Below are 13,023 nucleotides of genomic sequence, written 5' to 3'. Positions count from 1 at the left end.
CCGGCGGCAACCGCCGGGACGTTGTCGTTGAGTGACCCTCACCGCAGCGGTGTTCCGCGCTTCTCCCACGCTCGATTCATCAGTGCGTCGATGGCGCGGTCGGCCCCCGCGTCGTCGACACGAATGACCTTGCGGTACGCCTCGCCCAGTTGACTGCTGAAGCTGTCGACCCAGGCCGCGCATTCCACGGATATGATGAAGATCATCGCGGCCAGTGCGTGGGTGCGGCCGGTGTACTGCGCTTCTTCATCCGCCTCTGCGTTGGCTTGAAGCGCGACGAGTGCACCACGGGCGACGTTCCAATTCGTCCTTGTCGACCCGTGCGCGAACTCGCCGAGGGCCCGGTTCAACAGGTTCAGGCGCTTCCAGCCAGCGCCCTCTATCCAGTCGCGAGGGGTGGACCTCGGGTTCGCTTCAATCCTGGCAGCGCGATCCGGCCTCACCCGCTAGGTCCGTGCTCGTGCCACCTGTTCGATCACACACCGCAGGCAGCCCATGCCACGATCGTCGTCTTCGAGCCACAGCCACTGTGCTGATCGCAGGCCAGATGCGCAGACCGCGAATGCGTCTGCCGCTGAGCGCTTAGCGGGGTCCTGACGCAGCCACAGGGCGAGCATCGCTGCCATCTCGCCAGCCAGCACAGCCTCGGTTGCGTGGTTTAGGATGCCCTCTTCGTCAAACCGGTCACCAAGCGCCCCCGCTCCGTCCTGTGGGCGTGCTTGGCGAGTATGAGCGCCCGGAACCGTTGAGCGCCGAAGCTCAGGACCGGCCACACTTCCGATGGCGCATCGTCGCGCTGACCGGCGCGCAGCGCGGAGACCACACGCCGGTATCCGGTGGCGGTCGCACCGAGCTCGCCCTCGATGCCCCGGAAGTGATCCGGCCCAGAGGGAACAGGAAGGCTCGAAGGTCGGGCAGCCAGCTTCTGGCTGGCGCGACGAGCCGGACCATGTTTACCGTCCGCTACCGCGACCCGCCCTCGTTGACGTGACCGAAGGTCGACCGGTACGTCGGTTCCCCGGCCGGGAGCCAAAGTACCGGCGTTTACCGGATGATCGACGGGGTAGCCGGTGTCCACGAGTCGGACTGGCTGAGGAGCCACGAGTGAGCGGACCTACCCGTCGTGGCTGAACCTGACGGCCGCGCCGGTTCGGGTGGTCGAGGCCCACGACCCGGCATCCGCCCCGTCACCGAGCGGACCCACGTCACTACGGCCGAGCTCTTCTTCGACCTGGTGTTCGTGGTCGCCTTCCTTCAGGTCACCACCCGGATGTCCGACGAGGCCAGCCCGCTCAGCGTGCTGCAGGGAATTTTGCTGCTCACCGTGCTCTGGTGGTCCTGGTCGCTGTTCGCCTGGCTGGGCAACCGGGCAAGCGCCAACTACGGCCTGTCTCGTCTGGTGCTGCTGACCGCGACGCCGATCATGTTTGTGCTCTCGGTCTCCATTCCCGAAGCCTTCACCGACCGGCCCGGCGGGGTGTACATGCCGTTCGTCTTCGTCGCCGGGTTCGTCCTGGTGCGGGCCATCTACCTGGCGCTGCGGATCTACGCTTCGCCCGGGCTGCGCCGCCGGGACCTCGCGGCGCTCACCGTGCCGATGCTCGTCGCCGTCGGGCTGCTGACCGCTGCGGCCGCACTGCCCCTGACCGGCCTCGACACCGGCCGCGTAGGGATCGGGCAGGTGACGCTCTGGGCGGTCGCGGTCGTCGTGGACTACGCCTTCGGGATGGCCCTGCCCATCGGCGACCGGCGGATCTTCTCCGTCCGGCACTGGACGGAACGGCACAACCTCATCGTCATCGTGGCGATCGGCGAGGTGTTGGTGGCGATCGGGCTGGCCGGAGCCCACCTGCCCGGCACGCTGGGGCTGCTCATTGCGTCGGCGCTCGCCGTCGTCGTCGCCGGCGCGCTCGGGTGGATCTACTTCGACCTGTCGGCTCTGGCCGGCGAGAGCGCGCTGTACGCGGCGGATCCGGCCCGGCGGGCGGGGCTCGGACGGGACGGGTACAGCTACCTCCACCTTCCGATGATCACGGGAGTCATTCTGCTGGCGCTCGGCCTGAAGCACGTGCCCTCTCTCGTCGGCGACGAGGCGGCGTACCGGCGCGGCGACCCGCTCGACGACCTCGGCCGGTACGGGATGTACGGCGGCGTAGCCCTGTTCCTGCTCGCCCACGCCGCGTTTCAGTGGCGGCTGAGCCCCCGGATCGGCACTATCATCTGGCCACGGCTCACCGCGGCGGCCGTGCTGCTGGCGACGATTCCCGTTACCACGCGGATCTCCGCCCTACGGGCCTTGATGTGGCTGGCCGTCGTCTGCCTCGTCACGGCGGTGACGGAGTTCATCGTCAGCCGCCCGCAACGGCGGCTGCTGCGGAGCACGCTCCTCGAGGAGGCGGAGGCGGCTCGGCCACCGGCGGACGACGCCGACCAGACTGGGTCGGCGCCGTCCTGAGCAACATACAGACGATCACGCGGTGGACGCGCCACGTCTACCAGCCCCCGCGACTGGGAGACCCCCATGCGCTCGGCGACCTGCTGCTTCTTGACCGTGCCCCCCCGACGAGAACGGCGTCCCGCCCGAGGTGGTCGATCGGTGCGACCCCGCCGGACCCGCCGGTCAGGGCTGGTACTGGTTGCGGGTGCGGGGCAGCCATTGGGGGTGCTGGTCGCGCAGGTAGCGGATCAGTCCCTCGCGTAGGTCGCAGCGCAGGTCCCAGGCGCTGGCGCCGTCGGCGGCCGAGGCCTGCACCTGGATGACCACGGTCTGCGGGGTGGCGTCGACCATTTGGAGCACCCATTGGCCGCGATCCCACAGCGGTGAGGACTCGACCAGTCGGCGTGCCTCCCGGCGCAGGTCGGCGCGCTGGCGGCCAGCCGGTGCGTAGGGCGGGAGTTCTTCGCCTTCTAAGCGATGGTTATTGGTTCGAGTCCAGTTGCCGGCCCAGCCGTAGCGTCGTAGGTCAGGAACACGTTGACGGCGTACTGGTGCTGGCCGCCCCGACCGACGACCAGGACGACCGCGGTCGCGGCGAGCGCCCCGAGGAGCGGGGCCCACCGCCGGCGCGGGGTGGGCAGCTCGGGCGCGGCTGGCGGTGTGCCACCGGGTGGCGGCTCATCCAGAGACGGCGGGGGAATCGGCTCCGACCCGCGTAGCCGGCCAGGCAGCAACGCAACGCCCGATCCCGGCCGGCGCGCGCCGACCGGTACGAGACGACCAACGCGACCACCGTGAGGGCGGCAAGGACAACGCCGCGAGACCGCATGCCGCCGACGGGCGGTATGGACCGCAGCACGTCATACGAAGGGCCCGCGTAGGCAACATCACCAGCGAGCAAACCGACGCTGTCCCATGCACCTTTGGCGAGTACCACGGTGACGACAGTCCGCCACGGCACGCTCGGAACGGTCGGCCAGCGCGCCAGGGCAAGCGTCACCACCCCGGTCAGCCCTGCAACCGGGTGGCCAGCTCGTCCGACACCTCACGCGCTAGATCGGCGGGCAGAGCATCAGCGACAGCGGCGGCGATCGCGGACGGCTCCAGACCAGCCAACACCAGCCGAGCAATCTCCTGCCCGGCTGCTGACGCCGTCGGTGCGGCGGGTCGCGTACGACGCCTCGGCCGACGCGCTCGCGCTGTTGCTGGTGTTGTGGATCGCGATCCCGTATTTCCGTCCGTCGGAGTCGGAGTATGAGTTACGGCCCTGCACGTAAATGATGCCTGAAGCCTTCACCGGTGTCCCCTCACGCGAGCTGGGTGTTGAGTGCGCTGATCAGCGCAGCCTCGGTGCCGGCGGATCCGGCTTTGCAGTGGGCGATCTGCCCGTACACAGTCATTGACTCCCCGGCGATTCCCGGGTGGTCCGTTTTCCAGCCGCCCTCGTACGAGCCGCCGGTCTTGATGGGCGGCAATAGCTCATTGGACGGCAGGTAGCAGGTGCAGCCGTTGGCGTACCCGCCGATGATCAGTCCGTTCGCGCCGCCATAGCGGTTGCGGAAGTACACTGCGTACCCGCTGACCAGCTCGCCGCCGACCATCGCGATCTGCAAGGTTGGGCTGCCGGACAGCTTCCACACCTGGCTGGCCACGCGGATGCTGGTCTTGTAGGTGCCCTGGTCGATCTGGTCGACCATCACTTCACCGTGCCGCGCGTACCACGGGTACAGGCCGGGCGCGGTCTGCCGGGCCACGTACAGCGACCGGACCGCCGCCATGTTGGACGGGGTGGTGGTGATGTCCAGCGGCAGAGTGATTTCCCGGTAGGAATTGCGGAATGGCCCGGAGATCCAGCGACCAGGAGTGGCCGCCGCGGCGGTGACCGCGTTGCCGAGCTGCTGGCCAAGCGTCTCGGCCTGAGACCAGCTGAACGGTCCGGGCGGGTTTTGGTCGCCGGCAGGACCTGGAATGAACAGTGCCTTCGCACCCGGGTAGGCGTCCTCGATGACGGCGGACGCGACGCCCGGGTAGTCGGCGTACCACTCGTCCTGCTGGCCGGCCGCGACGGGGTGGCAGCCGTAGGAGTACAGCACCGCGACCGGGTCGCCGTCGGTGCCGCGGGCAGTCAGTACCGGCACCGCCGTTTCCCGGTAAGACAGGCCAGCCCTGTTGCGACTCCACGACTGGCTGGCCACCCGGTAGTCCAGCGTTACCGGCGTGCGATCACCAGCCAACACGTCCCGCACCAGCTGCACGACCGTGTCCCGCTGCCACACCCCATACGCGTCGATGACGGTCGTGTCGGTCAGGTTGTAGCTGATGTACGGGTGCAAACCGTCGGGCAGCGCCGGGCCGTTATGCGTGTGGCTGGCCAGCAGCATCAGGTCGGTGTCCGGCACCTCACCGCCAAGCGCCGCCCGTACCCCGGCGTTGAGCTGGGCACCGACCCCGAGGATGTCCACACTGACGATGACGTTGGGGTAGCCGTCGTCCCACAGGCACACTGCCCGCGCCCACAGTGGGCTGGCGGTGCCGGTAGCCTCCCTCGGCCCATCCCAGGTGCCGTAACCGGCCATCGGCTGACCCGGCTGGGGGGTGATCTCGACACGGGCGGTGGATACAGCGAGAGGCATGGTGCAATCTCCTGTCAGGGGGTCCAGGGGCTGGTGGTGTAGGTGCCGTTGGCGGCGGACACCTGTAGCCGGTACTCGTAGGGGATTCCGGAGGCGGCCAGCCAATCGCTGACGGTGCCTCCGGCGGGCAGGCCGGCGGCGATCCGGACGCCGGGGTCGGTGTTGCCGGCCCGGAGTTGGAGTTCGTCGACGTAGGCGGCGTGGATTGATGTTGGGGTGCCGACGACGCCGGCGGCGACGGCAACCGACCCGTCGGCGCGGGCGGCGCCGCGGACGGCGCACAGAAGAGCACCACCACGATGACTGATGAGGTAGGTCAGGTGCCATAGCCCGAGGTGGCGGTCAGCTGGTGATGGGTCGGGCGTGTTGGTGATCGCGCAGTGGGCGGCGCTGGAGCCGCTGCTGCCCACGGGATCGGGCCCGGCTTGCAGGACCGCCCGGATGATCTAGCGCTCGCGGATGCCAGGACGTTTCGCGGGCTCGGCAGTTTCTTCATGTTTAGCGGATTTTCGCCGCTCAGCATGCATTCGCCCGACGGTGTCGGGCCCCGCCGTGGCTACGTTCGCCGACGGCGTCTTCCGCCACGACATACCGCGCGGCGCCAGCGTCATCGACCAGGTGAAGCGCTTCTGCGCCCGGGTCGGCGAGGTTGGCCATGGCACCCAGATCGCCGGCTCGATCCGGCGCACCTTCAACGGCCACGACCGGGTGTTCGTCTTCTCCGACATGCAGACGATGTCCGGCTACTACGCCCAGGGGGTCACCGACTCTGTGCCGCGGTCGGTGAAGCTGTACGGGTTCAACCTGGCCGGCTACGCGCCGGCCGCGTTCGACGCCGGCAGCCGCAACCGGATCGAGCTGGGCGGCTTGAGCGACGCGACGTTCCGCATGGTCCCGCTGATCGAGCGCGGGGCTGCTGCCAGCTGGCCCTGGGTCCGCGAACCCTGAGAGGCGCTGGCGCGATGGGGCGGCGGGCAACGATGCCCGCCGCCCCTTCTTTCGTTGAACCCGCGCTCGCGCCGCAACAACGAGCGGCAGCGGCCACCCTTGCGGGCGATACTTCTGTCTCTGCAAATTGTGCACGACAACATGCGATCCGGTTTTCCAGGGACGATCTTCTCGGCAGGCTACCCGTCAGTAGATCAACAGCGGATGAACTGGCACGGGGGTGACGGCGTGCGGAGTGTCGCAGCACACGGCGGTGCCCGCGGCGCCCACCGGCAGCACACCGATCGGCTACTGCACGGACTGGACTCTCGCTAAGGCGCCGCTCCATACCCGGACAGGCGATCCCCCACGAGAACCAGGAAGGCAGGTGACGATGAGGCAACCCTTAGCACGCTTCGCTATGCGAGGGCTGCTGCTGACAGCACTGTCCCTCGGCGTATGGGCGGCCGCGGATGCGACAGCCCCCGGCACAGCCTGGGCCGACGACCGCCAGCCAGGCGTCGTCGCGGACCTGCTGGGCGCCGCCGGCGAGACCATCGACGCGCTGATACCCGATCGCCCAGTGGTCGACCGGAAGCCCGACGCAGGACGCGAGCCGAAGCCCAAGCCACCGGCCGAGCAGGGGCGGCCGGAACAACCGAAGCTCGGCACCCGGCCCGAGCGCGCCCAGCTGAAGCCGGCGGTCCGACCCGCGTCAGGCAGGCACACGAAGCCGGCAGCCGACACGTCGACCGCCCCGCAGGCCGGGCCGCTGCGAGCGGTCACCGACACCGTCACGAGCCTCACTGACGAGGCCCTGCCGCGCGTCGACCGCCTCCTGGAGCGTGTGCTCGACAGGCCGCTCATCGACCGGCTCGACCAGGTCGTCACCCAGCCGGGTGCGAAGCTACGGGAGGAGCTGACCCCGGTGTGCCCGTCGCTGGACCCCATCCTGCGGCCGATCGTCGGAGCACCCGTCGGCTTGCCCACGCTGGGCGTCGTGCCGCAGCCCACTGATCACCTCAGTCAGAGGCCAACGGTCTTCCAGCCGCGCGCACCCCTCGCCCACGGGACCATCGGATGGGCGCGGGCGCCGGCGCCGGCGCCGGTACACCCGGCCGACGCCGACGTACGCGCGGTGGTTTTGGACGGAGACCTCGATCGAGCCCCGGGCTCTGGACCGCCGCCCCCATCGCCTACGGCGGAGGCCAGCAGTGGAAAGGTGCCGCCGTACGGCGCGGCGACAGAAGCCCCGGTGTGGACACAGCAGCAGAACGAGGCCCTGGTCCAGCAGGTGCACGCGCAGACGGAGGCGTTGCAGAAGGCGGTCGTCACCTTCCTCGCCGAGGGCGACCAGGAGGCGGAGCAGATTCTGCGCGAGAGCGAGCGCATCATCGCGGGCAACGCGGGCAACGCGGGCCAGGGTTCGCCCGGCCTCCGCCCGGTACGACGCATTCACTGACGTCATCAGCAAGCAGCCCGGGCGAGCGTCGGCTCCCCGGGCTTCTCCGTGCTCGCGACACGCCCGGTTGCTCCCCGGGCTGGGAGCGGTCGCTCCCGACCTGCTCCCAAAGATTTTCCGACCGCCGGAGATGATCTCCGTTAGTGCTGGTCGGGACGGCCGGATTCGAACCGACGACCCCTTGACCCCCAGTCAAGTGCGCTACCAAGCTGCGCCACGTCCCGCCTCCGCGCGGTTTCCCCCGCGGCAGCCGCTACAGCTTAGCGCAGCAGCCTCGCTCTTCCGCACAGGCCCCACCCGAGTCGCGGTGCCACCGAATCACCCCACAACCCCTACAGCATCCTAGGAGGGCAGGTGGGAGGAAGGCAGGAAAATGCCGGATGGGCGAAACCCCATCCGGCATTTTCTGGAGAACAGATCAGCCGTGCGCCTTGCCTCGGCCGCCGGGGCCGAGCTTCTTGCGCGGACGGACCGAGATCTCGATCGGGCTGCCCTCGTACCCGAACTCCTCGCGGAGCTTGCGCTCGACGAAGCGCTGGTAGCCAGCGTCGAGCGGGCCGGTGGTGAAGAGCACGAACCGCGGCGGCGCCACCCCGGCCTGGGTGGCGAACAGGATCCGCGGCGCGCGCCCACCGCGCACCGGGTGCGGGGTGGCCTGTACCAGGGCGGTCAGCCACTGGTTGAGCTGCGCGGTCGGCACCCGGGTCTCCCAGCTGGCCAGCGCCTTGTTCAGCGCCGGGGCCAGCTTGTCGACCGCCCGGCCGGTCATCGCCGACAGGTTCAACCGGATCGCCCAGGGGATGCGGCGCAGCTCTCGGTCGATCTCCTTGTCGAGGTAGTACCGGCGGTCGGCGTCGACCAGGTCCCACTTGTTGAACGCGATGACCAGCGCCCGGCCGCTCTCGGTCACCATCGACAGGATCCGCTGGTCCTGCTCGCTGATCGGTTCGCTGGAGTCCAGCAGCACCACGGCCACCTCGGCGGCCTCGATCGCGGCGGCGGTACGCAGGCTGGCGTAGTACTCGGTGCCACTGGCCTTACCGACCCGCTTGCGCAGCCCGGCGGTGTCCACCAGCTGCCAGGTCTGACCGCCGATCTCGACCAGGCTGTCCACCGGGTCCACGGTGGTGCCGGCGACCGCGTCGACGACCGCCCGCTCCTCACCGGAGAACCGGTTGAGCAGGCTGGACTTGCCCACGTTCGGACGCCCGACCAGCGCCACCCGACGCGGCCCGCGCGGCCGGTTCTCCACGATCGCCGGCGCCTCCGGCAGCGCGGCGAGGATGGCGTCCAGCAGGTCGCCGGAGCCCCGCCCGTGCAGCGCGGAAATCGGGAACGGCTCGCCGAGGCCGAGCGACCACAGCGAGGTGGCCTCCATCTCGATGGAGGTGTTGTCCGCCTTGTTCGCCACCAGGATCACCGGCTTGGCGCTGCGCCGCAGCATCTTCACCGCGGCCTCGTCAACGTCGGTGGAGCCCACCATCGCGTCCACCACGAAGAGCACCACGTCCGCGGTGACCACCGCCGTCTCGGCCTGCGCCGCGATGGCCGCGGCCCGGTCCTTCGCGTCCGGTTCCCAACCGCCGGTGTCCACCACGGTGAACGCCCGGCCGTTCCACTGCGCGTCGTACGGCACCCGGTCCCGGGTCACCCCGGGGACGTCCTCGACGACCGCCTGTCGGCGGCCGATGATCCGGTTGACCAGCGTGGACTTGCCCACGTTGGGGCGACCGACGACGGCCACCACCGGCTGCGGGCCGGTCGGCTCCTCGACGGCGACGTCCGGCTCACGCAGCTCGACCCACCCTGCACCCTCGGTCATGCCACGCCCCGTTCGGTGAGCAGGTCGCGCAGCCGGAGCACGACCTCGTCGATGCCCAGCTCGGTGGTGTCCAGCACCACCGCGTCCGGCGCCTGGGCCAGCGGATTGATCTTGCGAGTGGAGTCGAGCCGGTCCCGGCGGGCCAGGTCGGCGGCGGTGACCGCCACGTCGGCCGCGTCCTCGGCGCTGCGGCGGGCCGCCCGGGCCGCCTCGGAGGCGGTCAGGAAGACCTTCAAATCGGCGTCCGGCGCCACGACCGAGCCGATGTCACGGCCCTCGATCACGATCCGGCCGGCGTTGGCGATCATCTCGCGCTGCCGGGCGACCAGCAGCTCGCGGACCGCCGGCACCGCGGCGACGGCGGAAACCGCCCCGGTCACCTCGGGACCGCGGATCTCCGCGTCCACGCTCACGCCGTCGGCGGTCACGCCGTACCCCTGGGGGTCGGTGCCGATGCGCAGGTCCACCTCGCCGGCGACCTTCGCCACCGACGCGGCGTCAGCGAGGTCGACGCCGGAGCGCAGCACGGCCCAGGTGATCGCCCGGTACATCGCCCCGGTGTCCAGGTAGCGCGCACCGATGCCAACGGCGAGCCGCCGCGAGACGGTGGACTTACCCGAACCGGACGGCCCGTCCACAGCGACCACACATCGCCCGGCCCGTACGTTTTCCTCCACCGTCGTCCTCCTCAGCCCGTACCTCACGGATCGCCGGCCTTCCGGCGCCGCAAGCGGTTGTCTATCGTCATCAATCATGCCCGCAGCTCGCCGCGCACCGCGCGCGGTGCGCCTCGCACCATCGGCGGGCCGGCGTTCGGGCCGTCGGGGAGCCTACCGAAGGCCGTACCCCGAACTCGGGGTCAGTCACCCACGGCCTTGAACAGGGCGGCGACCTCGGCGTTGGTCAACCGCCGGATTCGCCCGGTACGCAGGTCACCCAGCCGGATGGGCCCGATCGAGGTACGCACCAGCCGGGTGACCGGGTGTCCGACCTCGGCCAGCAGACGCCGGACGATGTGCTTGCGCCCCTCGTGCAGGCTCAGTTCCACCTGGGCGCTCTTGCCCAGGGTGTCCACCAACTTGAACGAGTCGACCTTGACCGGCCCGTCCTCCAGCTCGACGCCGGCCATCAGCCGCTTGCTCAGGTTGCGCGGGATCGGCCCGGCCACCTCGGCGAGGTAGGTCTTCAGCACCTGGTACGAGGGGTGCATGAGCTTGTGCGCGAGGGTGCCGTCGTTGGTGAGCAGCAGCAGACCCTCGCTGTCCGCGTCGAGCCGCCCGACGTGGTAGACCCGCTGCTCCACCCGGTTGCCGATGAACTCGGCCAGCTCGTTGCGTCCCTTATCGTCCGCCATGGTGGTAACCACCCCGCGCGGCTTGTTCATCGCCACGTAGACCAGGCGGTTGTCGGCCTGGACGCGCTCGCCGTCCACCTGGATCACGGCGGTGGCGGGGTCGACCTTGTCGCCGAGCTTGGCGACCCGGCCGTCGACCGTGACCCGGCGTCGGAAGATCAGGTCCTCGCAGGCACGCCGGGAACCCACGCCGGCGGCGGCGAGCACCTTCTGCAGGCGCTCGGCCCCCTCAAAGACGGGGGCGTCGGGTTTCGGGAAACGGTCATTGCGTGGCATCAGCAAGCTCTTCTACGTCGTCGGGCAGGAAGGGTGCGAGTGGCGGCAGTTCGTCGACGGTGTTCAGCCCGAGCTTCTCCAGGAACAGCGTGGTGGTCCGGTAGAGGAACGCCCCGCTGTCCGGTTCGGTGCCGCACTCCTCGACCAGGCCGCGGGTAACCAGCGTACGGATGACCCCATCGCAGTTCACACCGCGGATGGCGGAAATACGCGAGCGGGTCACCGGCTGCTTGTAGGCGACCACGGCGAGGGTCTCCAGCGCCGCCTGGGTCAGCCGCACGGACTGCCCGTCCAATACGAACCGTTCGACATAGGTCGCGTATTCCGGCCGGGTGTACAGCCGCCAGCCGCCAGCCGCCCGGCGCAGCTCGAAACCGTGCCCGGCAGCGGTGTAACCGGCGGCGATCTCGTCGAGCATCGGCCCGACCCGCTCGGCCGGCTGCTCCAGCACCTGGGCCAGGATCAGCTCGCTGACCGGCTCGTCGACCACCAGCAGGATCGCCTCCAGCGCGCCGCGCAGCTCGGCGTCGGACAACTCCGGCGCGGGCTCCGGCGCGGCCGGCACCCTCCGCCGCCCCACAACCGACCGCGGGGGTACGTCCCCAGCGACGCCCTCCCCCGCCGCCGCGCCCGCGCCCGGCGCGCCCGCCTCCTCCGCGATCTTTGAAGATTCCGGCCCGGGTGGTTCCCCTCCAAGACCTTCCGCAGGAATCGGATCGCTGGTGACGGGCCGGGACGGAATCGGCTCGGCGGTGCCGGGCAGGGCCGGCTCGGCGGTGCCGGGCAGGGCCGGCTCGGCGGTGCCGGGCAGGGCCGGCTCGGCGGTGCCGGGCAGGGCCGGCTCGGCGGTGCCGGGCAGGGCCGGCTCGGCGGTGCCGGGCAGGGCCGGCTCGGCAGTGCCGGACGGAATCGGCTCGGCGACGCGGTCGTCAACGGCGACGGCTTCTTCGTCGGAGTCGGAGACGGTGGGTGTGGGCGGACGGGGTCGGTCCCACGGGGGGACCCAGGCGGCGGCCTGGTCGGCCAGGGAGTCCCGGCGTTCCTCGTCACTCATCGCGCTCCCCCTCCGTCGTTGCCGTCTCGTCCGCTCCCCCGGCCTCCCCCGCCGCAACGGGGTCCGGCTCTGGCTCGGCCGCATCCACCGGCTCCGGGTCGGCCGGGCCTGCCGGCACGCTCGTCGACTCCGGGTCGGCCGGGGCACCGGCGTACTCGTCGACGTGCAGCTCGGTGTCGCCGTCGGTCGGGCCGGTCCAGCGCACGGTCAGCTCCTCCAGAGCCTGCTCCTGCACGAAAGCCACCAAGCCCTCCCGGTACAACTCCAGCAGCGCGAGGAACCGGGCCACCACCTCCAGGGTGGCCTCGCAATCGGCGCAGAGCAGCGAGAAGGTGGCCGTACCGGCCCGGCGCAGCCGGGTGGCGAGGATCCCGGCGTGTTCCCGGACGCTGACCCGGACCATGTGCACGTGGGCGATGGAGACCTCCGGCACCGGCTTCGGGGTCATCGCCTTCACGGCCAGCTTCAACAGCCGCTGCGGGCCGATGCCGAGCACCAGGTCGGGCAGCGCCTCGGCGTAACGGGGCTCCAGGCTGACCGCCCGCGGATACCGCCGACCGCCGACCGCCTCCAGCTCGGCGATGTGCGCCGCCGCCTCCTTGTACGCCTTGTACTGCAACAGCCGGGCGAAGAGCAGGTCCCGCGCCTCCAGCAGGGCGAGGTCCGCCTCGTCCTCCACCTCGGCGGCGGGTAGCAGCCGGGCCGCCTTCAGGTCGAGCAGGGTCGCGGCGATCAGCAGGAACTCGCTGGCCTCGTCGAGGTCCCACTTGTCGCCCATGGCCCGGATGTAGGCGATGAACTCGTCGGTGACCTTGTGCAGGGCCACCTCGGTGACATCGAGTTTGTGCTTGCTGATCAGTTGCAGCAGCAGGTCGAACGGGCCGCTGAAGTTGGCCAGCCGCACGGTGAAGCCGGAGGTCTCCTCGGCGGGGACCGCCGGGGCGGTCGGCAGCACGCCGTCGGCCTCGACGGCCAGCTCGGCGGCGACCGCCGGGGCGGCGGCCTCGTGCGGCCCGGCCGGCGGGTCGAGGGGTGGCGCGGTCACCGGACGACCGTAG

12 protein-coding genes and 2 tRNA genes are annotated in these 13,023 nt (G+C 70.5%); 4 read left to right on the top strand and 10 right to left on the bottom strand.

The genetic code is table 11. The features are described from left to right. Positions 1-38: 38 nt before the first annotated feature. Positions 39-443 (bottom strand): hypothetical protein, encoded by a 405-nt coding sequence (locus BUS84_RS37920; RefSeq protein WP_143728612.1) that lies wholly within the window; start codon positions 441-443, stop codon positions 39-41. 680 nt (positions 444-1,123) lie between these two features. Between BUS84_RS37920 and BUS84_RS35445 the strand changes: the two genes are divergently transcribed. Then, entirely contained in the window at positions 1,124-2,455 is a 1,332-nt protein-coding gene (locus BUS84_RS35445) for a low temperature requirement protein A (protein WP_074318661.1), read from the top strand. A gap of 165 nt (positions 2,456-2,620) precedes the next feature. Here BUS84_RS35445 and BUS84_RS38475 read toward each other — a convergent pair whose 3' ends face one another. Beyond that, on the bottom strand, positions 2,621-2,788 hold the full coding sequence (locus BUS84_RS38475; RefSeq protein WP_159451105.1) for a hypothetical protein: 168 nt from the start codon (positions 2,786-2,788) through the stop codon (positions 2,621-2,623). Between the two features lie 88 nt (positions 2,789-2,876). Between BUS84_RS38475 and BUS84_RS38470 the strand changes: the two genes are divergently transcribed. After that, positions 2,877-2,945, top strand: a tRNA-OTHER gene (locus tag BUS84_RS38470). Positions 2,946-3,744: 799 nt separating this feature from the next. Here BUS84_RS38470 and BUS84_RS35435 read toward each other — a convergent pair. Together BUS84_RS35435 and BUS84_RS35430 are read right to left on the bottom strand one after the other, a co-directional pair. Next, a complete protein-coding gene (locus tag BUS84_RS35435) occupies positions 3,745-5,070 on the bottom strand; it encodes a hypothetical protein (RefSeq protein WP_074318660.1) in 1,326 nt (441 codons plus the stop codon). Between the two features lie 14 nt (positions 5,071-5,084). Continuing rightward, positions 5,085-5,480 (bottom strand): hypothetical protein, encoded by a 396-nt coding sequence (locus BUS84_RS35430; protein WP_074318659.1) that lies wholly within the window; start codon positions 5,478-5,480, stop codon positions 5,085-5,087. Between the two features lie 142 nt (positions 5,481-5,622). On the opposite strand from BUS84_RS35430, the gene BUS84_RS35425 reads away from it, so the two are divergent. Continuing rightward, positions 5,623-6,018 (top strand): hypothetical protein, encoded by a 396-nt coding sequence (locus BUS84_RS35425; RefSeq protein ID WP_074318658.1) that lies wholly within the window; start codon positions 5,623-5,625, stop codon positions 6,016-6,018. 253 nt (positions 6,019-6,271) lie between these two features. After that, the gene (locus BUS84_RS35420; protein ID WP_143728611.1) at positions 6,272-7,459 is read left to right on the top strand and encodes a hypothetical protein; all 1,188 of its coding nucleotides are present in this window, start codon (positions 6,272-6,274) and stop codon (positions 7,457-7,459) included. Between the two features lie 147 nt (positions 7,460-7,606). Here the strand turns inward: BUS84_RS35420 and BUS84_RS35415 are convergent. The 6 genes from BUS84_RS35415 to BUS84_RS35390 form a co-directional block, all read right to left on the bottom strand. Further along, positions 7,607-7,683 (bottom strand) — tRNA-Pro (locus BUS84_RS35415). A 194-nt stretch (positions 7,684-7,877) separates the two neighbouring features. Beyond that, complete coding sequence (gene der / locus BUS84_RS35410; RefSeq protein ID WP_074318656.1) at positions 7,878-9,281, bottom strand: ribosome biogenesis GTPase Der; 1,404 nt, start codon at positions 9,279-9,281, stop codon at positions 7,878-7,880. Then, positions 9,278-9,958, bottom strand: coding sequence for a (d)CMP kinase (gene cmk, locus BUS84_RS35405; protein ID WP_074318655.1), 681 nt, complete (start codon positions 9,956-9,958; stop codon positions 9,278-9,280). Before cmk ends, der begins: the two co-directional genes overlap by 4 nt. Before the next feature lie 182 nt (positions 9,959-10,140). Next, entirely contained in the window at positions 10,141-10,911 is a 771-nt protein-coding gene (locus tag BUS84_RS35400; RefSeq protein WP_074318654.1) for a pseudouridine synthase, read from the bottom strand. Beyond that, complete coding sequence (gene scpB / locus BUS84_RS35395) at positions 10,898-11,965, bottom strand: SMC-Scp complex subunit ScpB (protein WP_074318653.1); 1,068 nt, start codon at positions 11,963-11,965, stop codon at positions 10,898-10,900. Before scpB ends, BUS84_RS35400 begins: the two co-directional genes overlap by 14 nt. Next, the gene (locus BUS84_RS35390; protein ID WP_074319365.1) at positions 11,958-13,010 is read right to left on the bottom strand and encodes a segregation and condensation protein A; all 1,053 of its coding nucleotides are present in this window, start codon (positions 13,008-13,010) and stop codon (positions 11,958-11,960) included. The genes scpB and BUS84_RS35390 overlap by 8 nt, the downstream gene beginning before the upstream one ends. Between the last annotated feature and the right edge of the window lie 13 nt (positions 13,011-13,023).

Origin of the sequence: Micromonospora cremea (assembly GCF_900143515.1) — a bacterium.
Lineage (GTDB): Bacteria > Actinomycetota > Actinomycetes > Mycobacteriales > Micromonosporaceae > Micromonospora > Micromonospora cremea.
Note: the sequence above shows the minus strand (reverse complement) of the source record. Positions and strands in the feature narration are given on the sequence as shown.

Bases quoted from the DNA above. Each gene is read 5' to 3' on its own strand.
- BUS84_RS38475 (WP_159451105.1), bottom strand. From the start codon at position 2,788: ATGGTCGACGCCACCCCGCAGACCGTGGTCATCCAGGTGCAGGCCTCG.
- BUS84_RS35435 (WP_074318660.1), bottom strand. From the start codon at position 5,070: ATGCCTCTCGCTGTATCCACCGCCCGTGTCGAGATCACCCCCCAGCCG.
- der (WP_074318656.1), bottom strand. From the start codon at position 9,281: ATGACCGAGGGTGCAGGGTGGGTCGAGCTGCGTGAGCCGGACGTCGCC.
- BUS84_RS35400 (WP_074318654.1), bottom strand. From the start codon at position 10,911: ATGCCACGCAATGACCGTTTCCCGAAACCCGACGCCCCCGTCTTTGAG.
- scpB (WP_074318653.1), bottom strand. From the start codon at position 11,965: ATGAGTGACGAGGAACGCCGGGACTCCCTGGCCGACCAGGCCGCCGCC.